At 64.9% G+C, this 15318-nt stretch carries 15 protein-coding genes; 8 read left to right on the top strand and 7 right to left on the bottom strand.

The features are described from left to right. Positions 1-301 precede the first annotated feature (301 nt). The 3 genes from SACAZDRAFT_RS02515 to SACAZDRAFT_RS02505 are packed head-to-tail and all read right to left on the bottom strand — an operon-like array spanning position 302 to position 4099. Positions 302-1792 carry an SCO6880 family protein gene (locus SACAZDRAFT_RS02515; RefSeq protein ID WP_005438350.1) on the bottom strand — a complete coding sequence of 497 codons (1491 nt, stop codon included), beginning with the start codon at positions 1790-1792 and terminating at the stop codon, positions 302-304. Continuing rightward, positions 1789-3774 (bottom strand): hypothetical protein, encoded by a 1986-nt coding sequence (locus SACAZDRAFT_RS02510; RefSeq protein ID WP_005438348.1) that lies wholly within the window; start codon positions 3772-3774, stop codon positions 1789-1791. Before SACAZDRAFT_RS02510 ends, SACAZDRAFT_RS02515 begins: the two co-directional genes overlap by 4 nt. A 22-nt stretch (positions 3775-3796) precedes the next feature. Continuing rightward, positions 3797-4099: a hypothetical protein gene (locus SACAZDRAFT_RS02505; RefSeq protein WP_005438346.1), complete on the bottom strand. Its 303-nt coding sequence runs from the start codon at positions 4097-4099 to the stop codon at positions 3797-3799. Between the two features lie 1457 nt (positions 4100-5556). Between SACAZDRAFT_RS02505 and SACAZDRAFT_RS02500 the strand changes: the two genes are divergently transcribed. After that, positions 5557-6453 (top strand): F510_1955 family glycosylhydrolase, encoded by an 897-nt coding sequence (locus tag SACAZDRAFT_RS02500; protein ID WP_005438342.1) that lies wholly within the window; start codon positions 5557-5559, stop codon positions 6451-6453. A gap of 58 nt (positions 6454-6511) precedes the next feature. Here SACAZDRAFT_RS02500 and SACAZDRAFT_RS22260 read toward each other — a convergent pair whose 3' ends face one another. After that, positions 6512-6952 carry a DUF305 domain-containing protein gene (locus tag SACAZDRAFT_RS22260; RefSeq protein WP_082245284.1) on the bottom strand — a complete coding sequence of 147 codons (441 nt, stop codon included), beginning with the start codon at positions 6950-6952 and terminating at the stop codon, positions 6512-6514. Here SACAZDRAFT_RS22260 and SACAZDRAFT_RS23975 point away from each other — a divergent pair. From SACAZDRAFT_RS23975 to SACAZDRAFT_RS02475, 6 genes are all read left to right on the top strand, one after another. Next, positions 6895-7173 carry a dienelactone hydrolase family protein gene (locus SACAZDRAFT_RS23975; RefSeq protein WP_157606921.1) on the top strand — a complete coding sequence of 93 codons (279 nt, stop codon included), beginning with the start codon at positions 6895-6897 and terminating at the stop codon, positions 7171-7173. The two genes, SACAZDRAFT_RS22260 and SACAZDRAFT_RS23975, sit on opposite strands and share 58 nt — an antisense overlap. After that, a complete protein-coding gene (locus SACAZDRAFT_RS24125) occupies positions 7070-7558 on the top strand; it encodes a dienelactone hydrolase family protein (protein WP_408638064.1) in 489 nt (162 codons plus the stop codon). The genes SACAZDRAFT_RS23975 and SACAZDRAFT_RS24125 overlap by 104 nt, the downstream gene beginning before the upstream one ends. 515 nt (positions 7559-8073) lie before the next feature. Next, complete coding sequence (locus SACAZDRAFT_RS02490; RefSeq protein ID WP_232286344.1) at positions 8074-8694, top strand: TlpA family protein disulfide reductase; 621 nt, start codon at positions 8074-8076, stop codon at positions 8692-8694. A 967-nt stretch (positions 8695-9661) separates the two neighbouring features. Further along, positions 9662-10027, top strand: a complete 366-nt coding sequence (locus SACAZDRAFT_RS02485; protein WP_005438330.1) for a BlaI/MecI/CopY family transcriptional regulator — start codon at positions 9662-9664, stop codon at positions 10025-10027. Continuing rightward, positions 10024-10977 carry a M56 family metallopeptidase gene (locus tag SACAZDRAFT_RS22250; protein ID WP_005465525.1) on the top strand — a complete coding sequence of 318 codons (954 nt, stop codon included), beginning with the start codon at positions 10024-10026 and terminating at the stop codon, positions 10975-10977. Before SACAZDRAFT_RS02485 ends, SACAZDRAFT_RS22250 begins: the two co-directional genes overlap by 4 nt. Positions 10978-11580: 603 nt before the next feature. Beyond that, positions 11581-12897, top strand: a complete 1317-nt coding sequence (locus SACAZDRAFT_RS02475) for a multicopper oxidase family protein (RefSeq protein WP_232286343.1) — start codon at positions 11581-11583, stop codon at positions 12895-12897. Between the two features lie 531 nt (positions 12898-13428). Here the strand turns inward: SACAZDRAFT_RS02475 and SACAZDRAFT_RS02470 are convergent. After that, on the bottom strand, positions 13429-13965 hold the full coding sequence (locus SACAZDRAFT_RS02470; RefSeq protein WP_232283966.1) for a DUF2269 domain-containing protein: 537 nt from the start codon (positions 13963-13965) through the stop codon (positions 13429-13431). After that, positions 13962-14180: a hypothetical protein gene (locus SACAZDRAFT_RS02465; RefSeq protein ID WP_005438320.1), complete on the bottom strand. Its 219-nt coding sequence runs from the start codon at positions 14178-14180 to the stop codon at positions 13962-13964. The genes SACAZDRAFT_RS02470 and SACAZDRAFT_RS02465 overlap by 4 nt, the downstream gene beginning before the upstream one ends. A gap of 76 nt (positions 14181-14256) precedes the next feature. Here SACAZDRAFT_RS02465 and SACAZDRAFT_RS02460 point away from each other — a divergent pair, with 76 nt between their 5' ends. Further along, a complete protein-coding gene (locus SACAZDRAFT_RS02460; RefSeq protein ID WP_005438318.1) occupies positions 14257-14892 on the top strand; it encodes a TetR/AcrR family transcriptional regulator in 636 nt (211 codons plus the stop codon). A 212-nt stretch (positions 14893-15104) separates the two neighbouring features. Here the strand turns inward: SACAZDRAFT_RS02460 and SACAZDRAFT_RS02455 are convergent, their stop codons facing one another. Then, positions 15105-15257 (bottom strand): DUF305 domain-containing protein, encoded by a 153-nt coding sequence (locus SACAZDRAFT_RS02455; protein ID WP_232284167.1) that lies wholly within the window; start codon positions 15255-15257, stop codon positions 15105-15107. Between the last annotated feature and the right edge of the window lie 61 nt (positions 15258-15318).

The following is a 15318-nucleotide window of genomic DNA, read 5'->3' as shown; positions in this document are numbered from 1 at the left end:
GGGTGTAGACCGACGGGTTCGTGGGTGTGCAGGTCATGCCCGATCGGGACGCCACGGACCCGTGCCCCGGACCCGCCGACGAACGGATACAGACCGGCCAGTTGGGTACTGGTGCCCTGCCAAAGGGTGGCCGAGCCGACGTGGTGGTCACGGCCGCCGCCGCGCACCGCCCACCCGCGAGGGGGTGGAACTGGCCGGCGGCGCAACACCGCCAACGGATCCGGGCGCTCCGACTCAGGCTCAGCCGGGCTGGTCGCGGTATCGGCCTGGGGGCGAGCCCGGAAACGGCGCAGCAGGCTCATCATGCCCACCTGCCTCGTGTGGACAGCTCCGGCGGGTAGATGCCCACGCCGAGGGAGGCAGCGAATCCGGCGTGCTGCCAGCCCCAGCAGCGGCGTAGACGTAGTTTGGCGTTGCGGGCACGGCTTTCGACATCGGCGATGGCATCAGGCAGCTCCCGCAGGTCGTCCACCGTGGTGGTCACATACATCCCCCACAGCCCCACGCCCGCGCCGTGCGCTTCTTCGTCCGCTGCTTGTTGAGCGCGGGCTTCGTCCACGCGATCCCGGGCGGTGTCATCCAGACCACGTCGGCGGCGTAGCTGGCGGCGGAAGCTGCTGCCGGAGGCTTCCCGGGTGACCACGTCGGCGGCCTGGTCGGCGGAGAACGGCTGATAGGTGATGCAGACCCGGCGGTGGTAGCGGCCGGGGGTGACCAAGGGCGCGAGGATGTTGCTGGTGACGTTTTGGTTGGGCAAGGCCGCCATCGCCCAACTCACCGACCAGCCGCTGTCGTGCCAGTAATGGTCCACGTGCGCTTGCGCGCGCACCGGCCCGGCATCCGACCACGCCAGCAGCTGGTCGTCGGCGGACAGGCGGGCCAGGTCCCCGCGGGCGTTGGGGTCGTAGGCCGAGCGCAGCCAGTGTGTCCAGTGCGCAGCCGTGGCCCGTCCCATGCTGGCCACCCCACACAACGGCAAGTCCCGCTCCAGCCCCGCCAGAGCTCGAGAGACTTCGGCGACGCGCTCGGCGTCGTCTTGCGGCGCGGGCCGGGCCCGCTCCGGTTGGAAAGTGATGTTGACCCGGGTGGTGATGTCGGCGGTGGCGCCCCGATGTGCCTCCGCCACGGCGATCATGGTGTCGCGGGCCACGGGCGGGGCGGCTGGGTCGAGACGGTCGGCGACGTAGTCGGCCAGTTCGGTGCCGCTGGACGGGGCGGACTCCACGACGATGGAGACCCAGTCGACGGTGGGTTCGTAGCCGAGGGTGGCTTGCCACGCGGCGAACGAACCGATCCACACGTCCGTGCGCTCGGGGTCGGCCAGGACCGTGCCCACCGGCGCCACCCGCACACTCGCGGTCAGGCGTCCCGTGCGGCGATCCCACAGCAGCCCATACGGCTGGCCCAGACCGTCATGCGTGGATAACGGCATGATCGGCGCCAACACGCCCGGCAACTCGTTGCGGCGTGGGTGGCGGGTGAACACACCGGTCTCCCACTCGGCCCAGCCCTTGCGTCGGGCGGTGTGGGTGCGTATCCACATCACCAATGCCCCGCCCAGTGACGTGCCGTGGGTGCGGTGCGGGATGAGGGCCAGCACCGCCACCACGACGGCCACGCCGGTCACAATGGGCATCACCAGCAGCGGAAGACCCACGCTGACCACGACCATCCAGACACAAAGCGGGACGAGGACGCAGCCGGCCATCACGACGGTCTGGGCCTCGCTGAGATTGCCGATCCCGAACCCGCGGCGCGGTCGCCATCCTCCATAGGTGCGGGTCTCACTCATCGCGACTCTCCCTCAGTAGCGCCAGGCGGTGCGGTGAATCCCGCCGGTGGAGGTGGACTCGCCCCCTCGGGGGAGGCAGCACCACGGGGCGCCGTCCCGGTAGCCGTGCCGGTGCTGGTGTCACCACTGGCGCTGTCGTTGGTGGCACTGTCACCGGGGCTGATGGCTGCCGCTGCGGCACCGCCGAACCGTCCAGCGGCCGAGGCCGCATGTTGTCCGAGAGCGACGGTGGGGTGCGCGGCGGCGCCAGAGCTGGTTCCGGTCGCGTTGCCAGCGCTGAGGCTCTGGCTGGGCCCGTCGCCTGCGTGGGCGGGCGTGACCGGCATGGCCCCGGTGCCCGCTGTGTGAGCTCCCCGGCCAGTAGCGGCGGGCCCGTTGTGGTCCATGTGTCGGCCAAAGCCCGCTGCGCCTCCGTTGCCGAGCGCGGACGCGGCCGCGCCGAGGGCCATCGCGCCCCCGCCACCGCCTCCGGCGTTGACCAGTTTCTGGCCGCCCCAGTCGAAAAAGCGCAGCATGGTCGGCATCGAGATCACCGCCAGCGCGATGACCGACATGCCGACCAGCACGGTGGACAACCCTTCACCGTTGCCGATGAGTTGCAGGCCGATAGCGAACACGATCGCCGCGATGGGCTGGTACAGGATCAGCGCCAGGCACCAGCTCAGAATTTTGCGCAGCCACGGCTTGGTGGATTCGTTGAGCTGCCCGGCCGCGGCAGTGGGCAGCAGCGCGAGCAGGATGACCAGTGCTCCCATGCGGAAGAAGCCGAGAACCCACTGGATGCAGGCCAGGAAGAACATGATGATGCTCAAGAAGAAGATCGCGCCGGTCATGACGGTGACCTGCCCGATGAGCGAGTCGCCCATGGCCTGAGCGAAGTCCTTGATGCTGGTGTCGAGGACCTGGTTGGCCAAGGCCATCCCGCCCTCGTTGAGCAGCACGGCGGCCGCGCCACCCAGGGTGGACCAGCCCACGAAGGAGATCAGGCCCATGCCGGTGTTAATCAGCGGATCGGCTTTGAGCCAATACATGATCATGATGCCTTGCCAGATCATGCTGCCGGCTAGCAGCACAATGCCGATGTAGCGCAGCATCTCCTGGATCTTGGTGATCGCCGGGCTTTCCAGCATGTCGGTGCGGTCTGTTTGGGTCCAAAACGTCATCGCCTCGGCCATGAGGCTGGCGGCCCCGGTCGCGATGGACCGGGTGAGGTCTTCAAACCAGCCGCCGACCATGCTGTCGAGAACCCCGACCTGCTTAGTGGCCCCGGTGAGTTCGGGTGGGTGAGCATCCCAGGCTTTGTCGCGCATGACCTTCACCTGGCGCACGTACTCATCGGAGAACGCGTTCCAGGCCTGGCAGCGATCCTGGTCGGCGCCGTCAGCGTTGACGCAAGCGACATAGAAGCCATCACACGGACCGCGCTCGGCGCCCACAGAGCGGTTGGCAAGCAGGCTGCGATCTTCAGCCTGGTCTTCAGCACTGACGCACAGGTGGAACTGCGGCACCTGATGCTCAGGGTCCAGACCCCACGCGAAATTGAACGGTTTGGTGGTGCCGTCCGCACCAGCCCAGCGCTTCATCTCATCCACGCAGTACCCCGAAGGCACCTCCACCGTGGCGGCCAGATCGCGATATCCCCTCAGCACGGCGTCACGATGCTCAGGATTGGACGACTCCGGCCCGAACATCGCAGGTCCAAAGTGCTGCAGCAACGCTGGCGCGTCCTGGATGACGTTGCTCGCCCATACCGAAAAGTCTCCGCCCTGGTCTCGGCAGGACTCCGCCGTCATCCACGAGGACCGCTGCCATTGCGAACTGGCCGGCACGTACTTGCGCAGCTCTCCGGGCAGGTCAGCCATGTCATTGTCGGGTTGAGCATGCGCGGTGGAGATAGTGACGGAGGCGGCCAGGGCCGCCAACACCGTCACGATGCGCGCAAGCGCTAAGCACCACGGTGACTGCGTCCGTTTCCTCATCATCGGTTCTCCTCGCGGTGCGCGATCACTGCAGCAGGAAGCCGACGACGGAGGCCGAGCCGAGGATCACCGCGAGACCGGCGACCACCCACGGGATGCTGACCGCACCTTCGATGGCCATGTTGTTCCGATTACGTCGCCCGACGGCCATCATGATTCCCGCGGCGATCAGCGCCCCCACCGCGCCGACCAGCCCGCCCCATTTCATCCAGCCCAAAATGGTGTTCGTTGCCTCGGTCAGCTTCCCTGGTGGCGCAGTAGGAGGAGGGTCGGGAACCAATTGCTGAGACACCCAGGAGTGCGCTTTCCCCCACAACGTGAGCAACATTTCCTATTCCCCCGAGAAGTAGTTTGTCTGACGAACGTCACCGCAGCTGGTGTGGAACAGCGCTCGGTGACCCAGCCGGCACAGACGGCCGCGGTGGCATGGCGGGCGCGGCCCGACCCGGTATCGATTGCTGGACAGAACCGGCGCGAGGCATTCCGGCCGAGGCCGTAGCCCGCGTGGATGCCTGGGCAGGGCCGGTGTACATCTGCTGGAGCGCAGCAGGCAGCTGACGCAATGCCTCGGCGATGTCCTTGGCTTTGGGGGGTACACGCGTTCCTGGCGGGTTGGCCATCTCCAACCACGCCCGCTGGTGGCTGATGTCGAAGCGTGCCGTGATGTGCGGCTGCACCTTACGCAGATGCGAGCGCGACTCCGCGATGGTTCCTGGAACGGTGTGCATGACCACCAGTACCGGCGGCCGGGGACACACTGCCAACGCCGGCCCGAGCCTGGCTGTGGACGCCGCGGTGTTGGAGCTGACCAGCACGTCGATCACGCCCCCTCGGTAGACACCGCTGTCGTTGACCGGCAGACGCGTGGCCAGGTACAGCACCCGCGCCCACGTGGAGGTCCCCACACCTCCAGCCACGCCCGCCACTACAAGGGGCCGCATTTGCCCACCCGTCACCGTGTCTCCCCACGTCTGGAACGGCCGGTTCACAGAACGGTCCTCCGTGCCGACCGCCCATTGCTGATCACAACGCAGCTACCGCCTTGTTGTGAGCAAAGGTTCACCTATGACCTCCCCATGCCCGCGAACATGACATTCCTTGCGGAATAATCACCGCACGGAATACGCACTGGAAACGCGGCGGCACTTTTTCCTTTTTAGGAAGTGAGGCAGCTAGATGTGCTCGTATCGCAACAAAAACCCCCATTGTCGGAGCGCCCCTCTCGCTCCGATGCTTTCTGAGTCTAAACACCCGTAGCTGGTTGTCAGGAAAAATGCCCAGCAATATGCCATATTCACTCGAACGGACGAATGCGGCAACGCCATGTTCGAGAGCTGGCACTCGGTGGAGGGCCTGAGTGGTATTGGTGCGAGATCCTCCGTAGAGACGGTCAATTCTGGTCAAGGCACCTGTCGAGCTACAGGTGTTGACACGGCTTACCGAACTGTTTGTCGACATTGTTTGTCGGCGTGGGTTGTCGACACTGGCGACCAGTACGCCGTCGCTAGCGATTCCTCACGAGCAGTTACGTCGATGAGTCCGCTCGCCACGTCAAGCAGCCGTAGTGCGTCGTCACGCTCACCGAGTTACGCGTACCCGTGCGTCGCCTGGGCTGCCGTGTCGACTCGCGGTCACGTCACAGCTCGCCAGCCCGCTAAGCGCCAAGTGGTCACTCGACGCATCCACGCCGCTACAAAGTCACGAGCCCCGAAGGCGCTGCCTCGCCCGATTCCAACGTCCACTACCCTCCTTAGTACAAGCTTCTGAAGCGGCACAGGTGGGTAGGTGCAGGTGACGAAACCACGGTGGCAAGGCACACGGTTGGCAGTGGTTCTCAGATGGCTCGCGGTGGCAGGATCCGCGGCGCTGCTGGCAGCTGGATGCGGAGCAAGCTCGGACTCTGGTTCTCAAGCCGATCAGCAAGCCGGGTCGCCCAATCTGGGGCACGTTCACGGGCTCGGTATCAATCCGGCGGACGGTCAGCTGTACGTGGCGAGCCATCATGGGCTGTTCCTGGTGACCGAGCAGGACCGGCCGGAACAGATCGCCGGCCTCACCCAGGACTTTATGGGATTCACCGTCGCCGGCCCTGATTACTTCCTCGCAAGCGGGCACCCGGGACCGCAGGATCCGGACTTACCACCCCATCTGGGGTTGACCGAGAGCACTGACGCCGGTCAGACCTGGCAATCTGTCTCACTGTCCGGCGAGGTTGACTTCCACGCGCTGGAGGCTGCACACGGAGCCGTCTACGGTTACGACAGCCAGTCGGGCCAGATCATGGTCAGCACGGACCAACACACTTGGGACCGCCGTGCGGCGCTGTCACTGGCCGACATCGCGGTGTCACCCGCCGAGCCCGAGATCGTTCTCGCCACCACCGAACAGGGCCCGATGCAAAGCACCGACGGCGGGAACACGTTCGCTCCGATCAGTGACGCTCCCATACTGGTGTTCGTGGACTGGCTCGCCGCAGACCGGCTCCTGGGTGTCGCCCCCGACGGCACGGTCTATGCCAGCGGCGACGCTGGCACCAGCTGGACCAAGCAGAGCACCGTGTCCGCGAGCCCACAAGCGATCCTGGCCCACGGCGAGTCCGACGTGTACGTCGCCACCGCCGAGGCCATCCACCGATCCAGTGACAACGGCAAGACCTTCCAGGTGTTCCAAACACTCAACTGAGTCTGCGAGTGGAGTTCCCCGCAGGGTGAGCCGATCAGCCCACCCTGCGGAACTCGAATCAGCGCGGAATGTGATCTTCGATGATCTCCGTCAATGTTTCGATCTCCCGGAGCTGGCCCTGGTACATCGTGTCGCACAGGGCCCGGAGCTTTTCGTGGAACGCCACGTCAGTACAGCGATCAGCACGAGGGAGCAGCGTCAAGTGGTGGCGAATGAAGTTTGTGGACATCAAGAGATCGAAGTCCTCTCCCTCCAGCCCTTCAATGCGGCGCAGCGTCTGCTCGCCGCCGCGCCCCGCACTCCCGCAAGGTTCCCGACCTAGCTTCGGGAGGCACGGCGAGCACGAGCTTGCGCTGGGAGAATGTTGAGGTTGATCTGCAGGGTGGGCAGCAGTGGAGCGCGACCTTGGCGAAGCAACCCCAGGCTGAGCAAAGTCCCGGGGTGATCGTCCTGCACGAGATCTTCGGGCTGACGTCAGAGATTCTCGAAGTTGCAGCATGCTTCGCCGAACGAGGTTACGTGGCCCTGGCCCCCGACCTGTACAGCGGCGGCAACCGGATTGCCTGCCTCACTCTCGCGATGGCCGAATCGAGCCGTGGTCGGCCAGGAGTCTTCACTGACCGGCTCGAGTCCGCCCGCCAATGGCTCGCACAGCGTCCGGAGGTCGATCACGACCGGCTCGCCGTCATCGGCTTCTGCCTCGGGGCGGCTTCGCGTTAACCTTTGCCGCCACCGATGCGCCCGGTCTCCGCGCAGCTTCAGTGAACTACGGGCACGTACCCACACATCGGGTGCTCTGTCCGGCAGTTGCCCGGTTGTCGCCTCCTATGGCCGCCGGGATCTCGTCTACGGACGGCACGCACACCGGTTGGTCAACGAATTGACCGAGCACGACATCGATCACGATGTCAAAGTCTATGGGGAGGCTGGGCACTCGTTCTTGACGAGAGGACATCACCCGCTCGGCCGGCTGGTCTTCCTCCCGCTGCGCCTTGGCTATCACGAAGACTCAGCGGCCGACGCCTGGGATCGTATTTTCTGGTTCTTCGATCGGCACGTACAGGCAGGAACGCAGGACGAGAACACAGAGCCAGAAAGCCCTTAGCTCACCACCGTCCGGGAAGGGAAGCCGGGCAGGACCCGTGAAACTGGGAGTCTGCTCCGCCCGGCGAGGAGATGCACGCTTCTCGGTAACCAGCGCTCAGCGCGGCGCTGTTCGTCACTGGCTTCTCGGCGGTGTTCACCCACCTCGTCCGCACTCGAGCTCTTTCAGGCCCAGAATCTGCAGGCGATCAACCTGGCCGGCAGCGCGCTGATCACCGTCATGGGACTCGCCACGATCAGCCTGCCCTTCCTGCCCCTCACCACCAGGCTGTCCCGAGGCAAAGTCCGCCTCGGCTGGCTTCACCGCCACGCCCGTCGCGACCGAGACCGTCGGAGGCCCTCTCCGTCGCGACGGGCTCGTCATGATGACGGGCGGCTGAACAGTACTCATGAGCCGAATGCTCGCCATCTACGCACGACTCGGATGGCCACCGATTTGCCCTCTGGATATACTACCCAGGTTAGTATTTCAGGAGGTGCGTGTTGACCAGCGCCGGGCGGTGGACCATTGTCGTCATGATCCTGGCCATAGCCGGTATCGTCGCCCTGTGGCCGAGGACCGGCGACGGCGACGCCGCCGACACCGGCATAGCGTCGGACACCGTACGGTCGGTGCCTCGTAAGGAGAGCGACGCCAAACTCACCGAACTGCGGCAGCGCGCGAAGACGAGGCCCTGCCCGAGCCCCGCCCCCGATGCCCCCGCACCCGCGGGGCCGCTGGTCGGAGTCACCGCCGCGTGCTTGGGTACTCCTGGCGCGGTGGACCTCGGCGCGACGCTTGCCGGCAAGGCAACCCTGGTGAATGTCTGGGCATCCTGGTGTCCACCTTGCCGAGAAGAGATGCCCGTACTGGACGAGTACTCCGAGCGACCCGGCGCCATTCCGGTTCTCGGTGTCAATGTCCAGGAGGCGCCGTCGGACGGCCTCGCCTTCCTGGTCGACGTGGGCGTACGCTACCCCTCGGTACACGACGGAAAGCGTGCCGTACAGGACGCCTTCCGCGCGCCGCCGGTTCTCCCGCTGAACTACCTCGTACGACCAGACGGGTCGGTCACCAGGATCACCAACCCGCTCGTGTTCCGCAGCCCGGATGAGGTCGAGGAGGTTGTGCGGCGCCATCTAGAGCGAGAGGGATAACAAAACCAGGCAAGCGACGCTGTGTTCCCCTGCACCCAGACTCGTGTCAGTTCCTCTTCTGGGGCAGGTTCACGCATCCAGCCCCGGGAGCGTTCTCGTACCGATCCGTCAGGACCGCGTGGATGATCATCCGCAGGCGTGCCGAGAGCTTCGGATGGCAAGTCGTCAGCGTCAGCGGGGAAGCCCTCGATTCCGGTGTCAGGACATTCGCCGCCCGGTACGGGATTGGCGCCACCGCATCGCAACGGTCCGCATCACGATCACCCAGTCGAAGGTGGCGCCGTACGCATCCGCCAGCGGTTCACTTGCGTACGGCGGGCTTTGCGTCTCCTGCCGCACGTCCAGCTTGCCAACTCGCCCTCCAGCGGCAGGACTCGGTAGACGAAGAAGCTCTCTCACCCCCGCTGACGACCGCATCGCAGGACTTGAGTAGTGACCGGGTCCGATCTCCAGGGTCGCGGGATGGATCCTTTCCTGAATGGTGTACCCGTAGTCTGTCCGAAAGGCGGGATGTAGGTCCGAGCGAAAGCCTTCCGCTGACCGGCTGGATTCGCACCTGCCAATCCTGCGACCACCGCTCTTCCGGTTATGCGCTGGGCCTAGCGTCGCAATCGCGCCGAGCTTCAGCTCGTCACGCACAGCTCGTACACTACAAAGAGCAACACGATCCGAGGTGATCAGGAACTCTGCGACAGCCTGCGCGAACTTGCAGCCTATTCCTTCTGGCTGCAGCTTCTTCGCTGGCTCGACCGGGAGAGTGCTGGAGCGGGGTGCCAGGTACGGCTCCAGGCTGGCCTGGTTGCGAAAATCGACGAATCTCAACAAGCAGAACCCCCGCACCTCGAAGCGGAAGCAGGACTTTATCACTATCCGAGATAGTAGGTATCATCTTTGGTACATGAATCCGACAGCAAACACATGCGCAAGCCGACACCTGACGTAGGATGTCCAGCCATGAGGAGACGTGATGCGCGGGCTGGGTGACCTCGAGGCCGCCGTGATGGACGTGCTCTGGCAAGCCGAGGAACCGATCAAGGTCCGAGAGGTGCTGGAGCAGCTGGACACCGGCAAAAAACTTGCCTACACCACCGTTATGACGGTGCTGGACAACCTGTATCGCAAGAAGTGGGTTGATCGGGAACTGCACGGCAAGGCTTACTACTACGAACCGGCGTTCAGCCGCGAGGAGGCCGCCGTACAGGCTCTGCGCGATGTGCTCGGCGCTTCGGCTGACCGGGAAGCCGTCCTGATGCACTTCATCGCCTCGGTCTCCGACGAGGAGACCGACCTACTACGGAGCGCCCTGCGCAAGAAGCGGATCCGCAGGCGATGACAGCAGCCCTCACGCTGCTGGTAGGCGCGCTCGCCGCAGGCTGGCTCGTTCCAGGACTCCTGCACCGCACTGACCTGCGGCGGCACGACCCGGTACTGCTGGTCGTGGTCTGGCTGCTGTCGATGATCGGGGTCCTTGTCAGCGCCGCCGTGGGCGTGGTCTTTCTGCTACTTCCCAGCCACGGCCCCGGCACGGCGGTACTGACGGCCGTCCACGAATGCTGGGCCGCCATCCAGCACGGCACACCACCCGAGACCGAGAAACTAGCAGGCCTGCTCGGGCTCGCCCTGCTCATCGCGTTCGTGGTCCGGCTTGCCGTTGTGTTCGTCCGCGGGCTCCGGCGACGAGCCCGCGCCCGTGAAGCACACCTGTCGGTCCTTCGTCTGGTTGCACGCGCGGACCCGAACTCACCGGACACGCTGTGGCTCGCCCACGACCGACCACTCGCGTTCAGCATGGCGGGGCGTCCCGGCGTTGTCGTCGCCACCGAAGGACTTGTTCGCCATTTGGACCAGAAAGCTGTGGAAGCTGTCTTCGCGCACGAACGTGCCCACCTCGCGGGCCGTCACCACCTGCTGATCGCCGGGGCCGAAGCACTCCGTGTAGCTATTCCTTTCCTCCCTCTCTTCCGGGATGCGCCGCGCGCTTTGCGCGAGTTGGTCGAACTCTCTGCTGACGCCGTTGCCGTACGTCGCTGCGGAACAGCAGCGGTCCGATCCGCCCTGCGGGACGTGTCCGGTCACGACGCTCCCAGCACGTCGCTCGCGATGGCCCGGTGTGCGGTGGACACGCGCATCGCTCGACTACAAGTAGGCGCTACTTCTCCAACCGGAACTCGTCGCTTGGTCTCCTGTGCGATGGCGGGACTGGCTGCCGGCGTGCTGCCGTTCCTCGCAGGAGCCGGACTTCTCGCGGGCATCGCGCTGATCAGTTGCCCCCCGGTCAGCTGAGCCGCTAACGCGGAGGGCGCAACCCGGCCAAGATCGAGCTTCATCAGTTGACGAATCACGGCTCGTGAGCGCGGACCGCCCGCCGCGGCCAGGAGCGCACACGCAAGGAACCCGTCAACCCATCTGGAGCCACGTCGGTACGCAATCATCACGTTCCAGACCCTCACCATCGTTGGTTCCATAAGCTTCGAGGGTCACGGCCGGTCACACTTCCTTGCAGAATGGGAAACGCGAGGCGTAAGTCACCTCGTACTTCGAGAGTCAGACGATCTACTATTGTGTCTAGTAGATAACGACAGTTCTCCGAACGCCTTGCCATGCTCGGCCCCCGCCTGGAGTGAGGTAGGCCTGATCACCACTTCTGAGGGAGTCATGACACCTGCTCGACCCGGCCGCCCGCACACCGTGTCGCACCTGAGCCGCCGCAGCTTTCTCATCCTCAGTACCAGCGCGGCTGTCGCAGGCCTTGCCGCATGTACTTCCAACGCTGCGGCACCGAGTTCACCGGTTCGCGTCGCGCCGAACTCGCCACTAGTGGCGGCCGCCGAGCGCGATCGCCGGAAAGCTGGGGCTCGCACCACTTCCGTTCGCCTCGATGCCACCGTGGGCGAGGTGGATCTCGGCGGTGTCCAGGTCACAACGTGGACCTACGGCGGTGAGCTACCGGGGAAGGAAGTCCGGATCCAGCGCGGCGACGTCCTTCGGGCTCACCTGACCAACAACCTCCCCCAACCGACGACCATCCACTGGCACGGACTCGCCCTGCGCAACGACATGGACGGGGTCCCGGGTCTGACCCAGCCGGAGGTACCGGCAGGCGCCAACTTCACCTACGAGTTCACGGTTCCCGACGCTGGTACCCACTGGTTCCATTCCCACGTTGGTGTGCAGCTGGACCGTGGGTTGTACGCACCTATCATCGTGGAAGACCCGGCGGACGGTGCCGATTATGACACTGAGCTCGTCGTCGTCCTCGACGACTGGCTGGACGGCACCGGACGCATCCCGGACACCGTGCTGGCCGACCTCATAAAAAACGGGATGAACATGGGTGGCATGGATCACGGGGGGATGCCGGGCATGGACCACGGGGGGATGCCGCAGTCAACGCTGCTCGGTGGCGATGCCGGCGACGTCATTTACCCGCACATCCTCGCCAACGGGCGTATCGCCTCCGCACCACGCTCCGTCACCGCGAAGCCCGGGCAACGAATCCGGCTGCGGCTGGTCAACGCCGCCGCGGACACCGCTTTCCGGGTCGGGGTCCCGGGCGTGCCGATGCGGGTTACGCATACGGACGGCTTCCCTGTGCAACCCCGTGAGGCGGATACGGTGCTCCTGGGCATGGGTGAGCGGGTCGATGCCGTCATCACAGTTCCGGATGACACGGTCCCGGTGCTGGCGCTGGCGGAGGGGCGTGACTCCTACGCACAGGTGATCATCCGAAGTGGGCGGGAAAGCAATCCGGCGGCAAGCGACTCCGCCGCCAAGCAGCTCGAACAACTACCCGTACTTGCCATCAACGATCTCAAAGCCACGGAAGAGGTGACTCTGGCTGACCGGGCACCGGATGTCTCGCACACATTGGTACTCGACGGACCGGGCGCCAAGTACGACTGGACTATCAACGGCAAGCCGTACAACCCCGATGACGGATTGCCCATCCGGGACGGCCAGCGGGTGCGGGTTCGATTCGAGAACAAGTCGAGCATGTTCCACCCCATGCATATCCACGGCCACACCTTTCAGATCCTGGGGCGGAACGGCCGAGGGCCCCGCAAGGACACCGCGATCGTGCTTCCCGGAGAAGCGCTGGAGGTGGACTTCGACGCCAACAACCCGGGCCAGTGGCTGACCCACTGTCACAACGCGTACCACGGCGAATCTTCGATGATGACGGTGCTGTCCTACGTTCAGTAGCCACGAGCGGGGCCACATTGCTGCCTCGCATCTGGGTCCGGACAAGACCCGGGTACGGGGCAGCACCAGCAACAGCGGACCCTTCCCTATCAATCTTCACAGCTACTACTAGATTGCCTAGTATGCCGCTGGTAACAGCTTGAGCACGCACCGTGGCGGGACGGAGGATCGATGCGCCCACGGCATCTCGTTCTCTTGCTGTGCGTGGTCGGCGCGCGCCAGATTTTCCTCACACTCGCCCTGGCCAACGACTCGCCAGCCACAACGGCCTGGCGCTCGGGGAGCCTTACCGGCGAGAAGGCTCCTTCGTGTTCGACCGGCTCACCAAGTGAGTCTCAATCTCATCACTGTCTCCAGGAGTTGACCCGCACGAAACCATCACCTGCTCGCCGTGCTCTCGGCCGTTTGTCCTGGCCCCGCCCGTTGTCGACCACAAGTGTTCCTGCTGATTCGACAGCGGGAACACTCCACCTCTTCCCGTATTCGTCCCGCGTGGATGCGGCCATCGCTGCGTCCTGGAGTGCCCTACAGCTATGAATTGTGTACGTGCTCGTGTTGTCCCCGGCGTTGCTCGGTTTGCCTGCGTTGTCCGTACGAGGTCATCCCACGCGGCTTGTACACCGCCAGCACCAGAGCCACGACCAGGAGCGCTAGAGCGAGGATCGCATGCAGGGCAGGCGACGGGTTCCGCACAACGTCGAGATCGGCGGTGGGGTCGGCTGCGACGTCAGCGAAGTAACCCACAGACTGCGTGTAGACCAGCAAGAGGACCGTCGCGAGGACGTTCAGCACGAGTTTGAACAGCACCCAATAGTGGCGGAACACACCCCATGGTGTGCCCAGGGCCGAGACAAGTCCGGTCAGCAGTGACGCAAGGGCCAGCGGGACCAGGACGAACCAGGTGATCGGCTCCATCACCAGATAGGCACCACGAACCGTTTGCGCGTCCCCACTGGTCAAGCCGACGATGGCGAGACCCAGGAAAGCGACGACCGCGCCGAGCCAGCCCACCGTGGTTGCGATATGCACCGTGAGGGCGAGTTTCCGCACGCCGGGCCTCATGTTCATCCGAGGACGGTCTCGCTCACCGCATGGTCGGCAGGGTCGCCGAGTGAGAAGTGACGGCTTGGGCCGTGCTCACCGCCGAAGATCAGCAGAACGGCCAGGAGCACGACCACGAGCAGAGCGATGAGCCCGAACACCTTCACCCAGCGCGGAGGGCCGGCGACCGGCTGGTTATCGCCGCTGGTGCGGTCACCGCTGTTTTTACGGAGCTTGTCCATAGCCGCCAGTTTATCGAGACAGTCTGTCTACAACAAATCAAACTGTCTCCATGTCAACACCTCGTATACTGCTGGCGTGCCGAAGTTGTGGAGCGAGACGATCGAGGCCCATCGTCGCGGGGTACGCGAGGCGATCCTGGACACCACCGCGGCGTTGGCTGCTGAGTACGGGCTGCTGTCCGTGACGATGTCGCAGATCGCTGAGCAGACCGGAATCGGGCGCGCGACGCTGTATAAGTACTTTCCCGATGTCGAGTCGATTGTGCGCGCGTGGCACGAACGCCAGGTCGGCCACCACCTCCACCATCTCGCCGAAGTCCGGGACCGAGCGAGGGAGGCCGGAGAGCGCCTGGAAGCAGTGCTGGAGGCCTACGCCCTCATTCATCAACGGCGCGGACAGCACCAAAGGCACCACCGCCATGGCGCCGAGCTCGCGACATTCGTGCACCGGGACGAGCACGTCTCCCAGGCCGAGCAACAGGTGCTCGACATGATCCAAGGCCTTCTGGCCGAAGCTTCCGAGGCCGGCGATGTCCGCGACGATGTGCCTCTGGAGGAGCTCGCACGCTATTGCCTCCATGCACTGGCAGCGGCCAGCGGCCTACTGTCCGAGGCCGCGGCCCGCAGGCTCGTGGAGGTAGTGCTGGCTGGATTGCATCCTACGGTTGACTCAACCGACCAGCAGGCAGCTCACGATCGCGATCCCCAGTAGCAAACCGGTCCCGGCGAGGAACGGCAACGTCGCCGCTGCCAGCCCAGCCACACCACACGAGACGACTTTCCATGCTGGCCCTGGAGGCGCGGGTTCTGGACATTCATCACTGTTGGCTTCGAACTCACCCAGACCCCCCTTTACGAGCGATATCGCCTGTCAAGGCCAGGGCTGTGGACGAGTAGCTACAGACCGCTCCCCCGCCGCTCTCCTCAGTTCGGTGCGGAAGCACAGGTCTGTATCTTGCAGATCTCCGCTTCCTGAGCATCGACGATTAGCTGGACCAGTGCCTTCGCCTCGACGTTGCTGTCCTTCTCCGACTCTGTCCCAGCCATGGTGATCACACCCAGGTGCTGTTTGTTCATCGTCTGCACGAAGACCTGGTTACCGGGCAGGGGCCTCACTCCCACCGCCGTCCATCAACTA

Source organism: Saccharomonospora azurea NA-128 (genome assembly GCF_000231055.2).
Taxonomy (GTDB): domain Bacteria; phylum Actinomycetota; class Actinomycetes; order Mycobacteriales; family Pseudonocardiaceae; genus Saccharomonospora; species Saccharomonospora azurea.
Note: the sequence above shows the minus strand (reverse complement) of the source record. Positions and strands in the feature narration are given on the sequence as shown.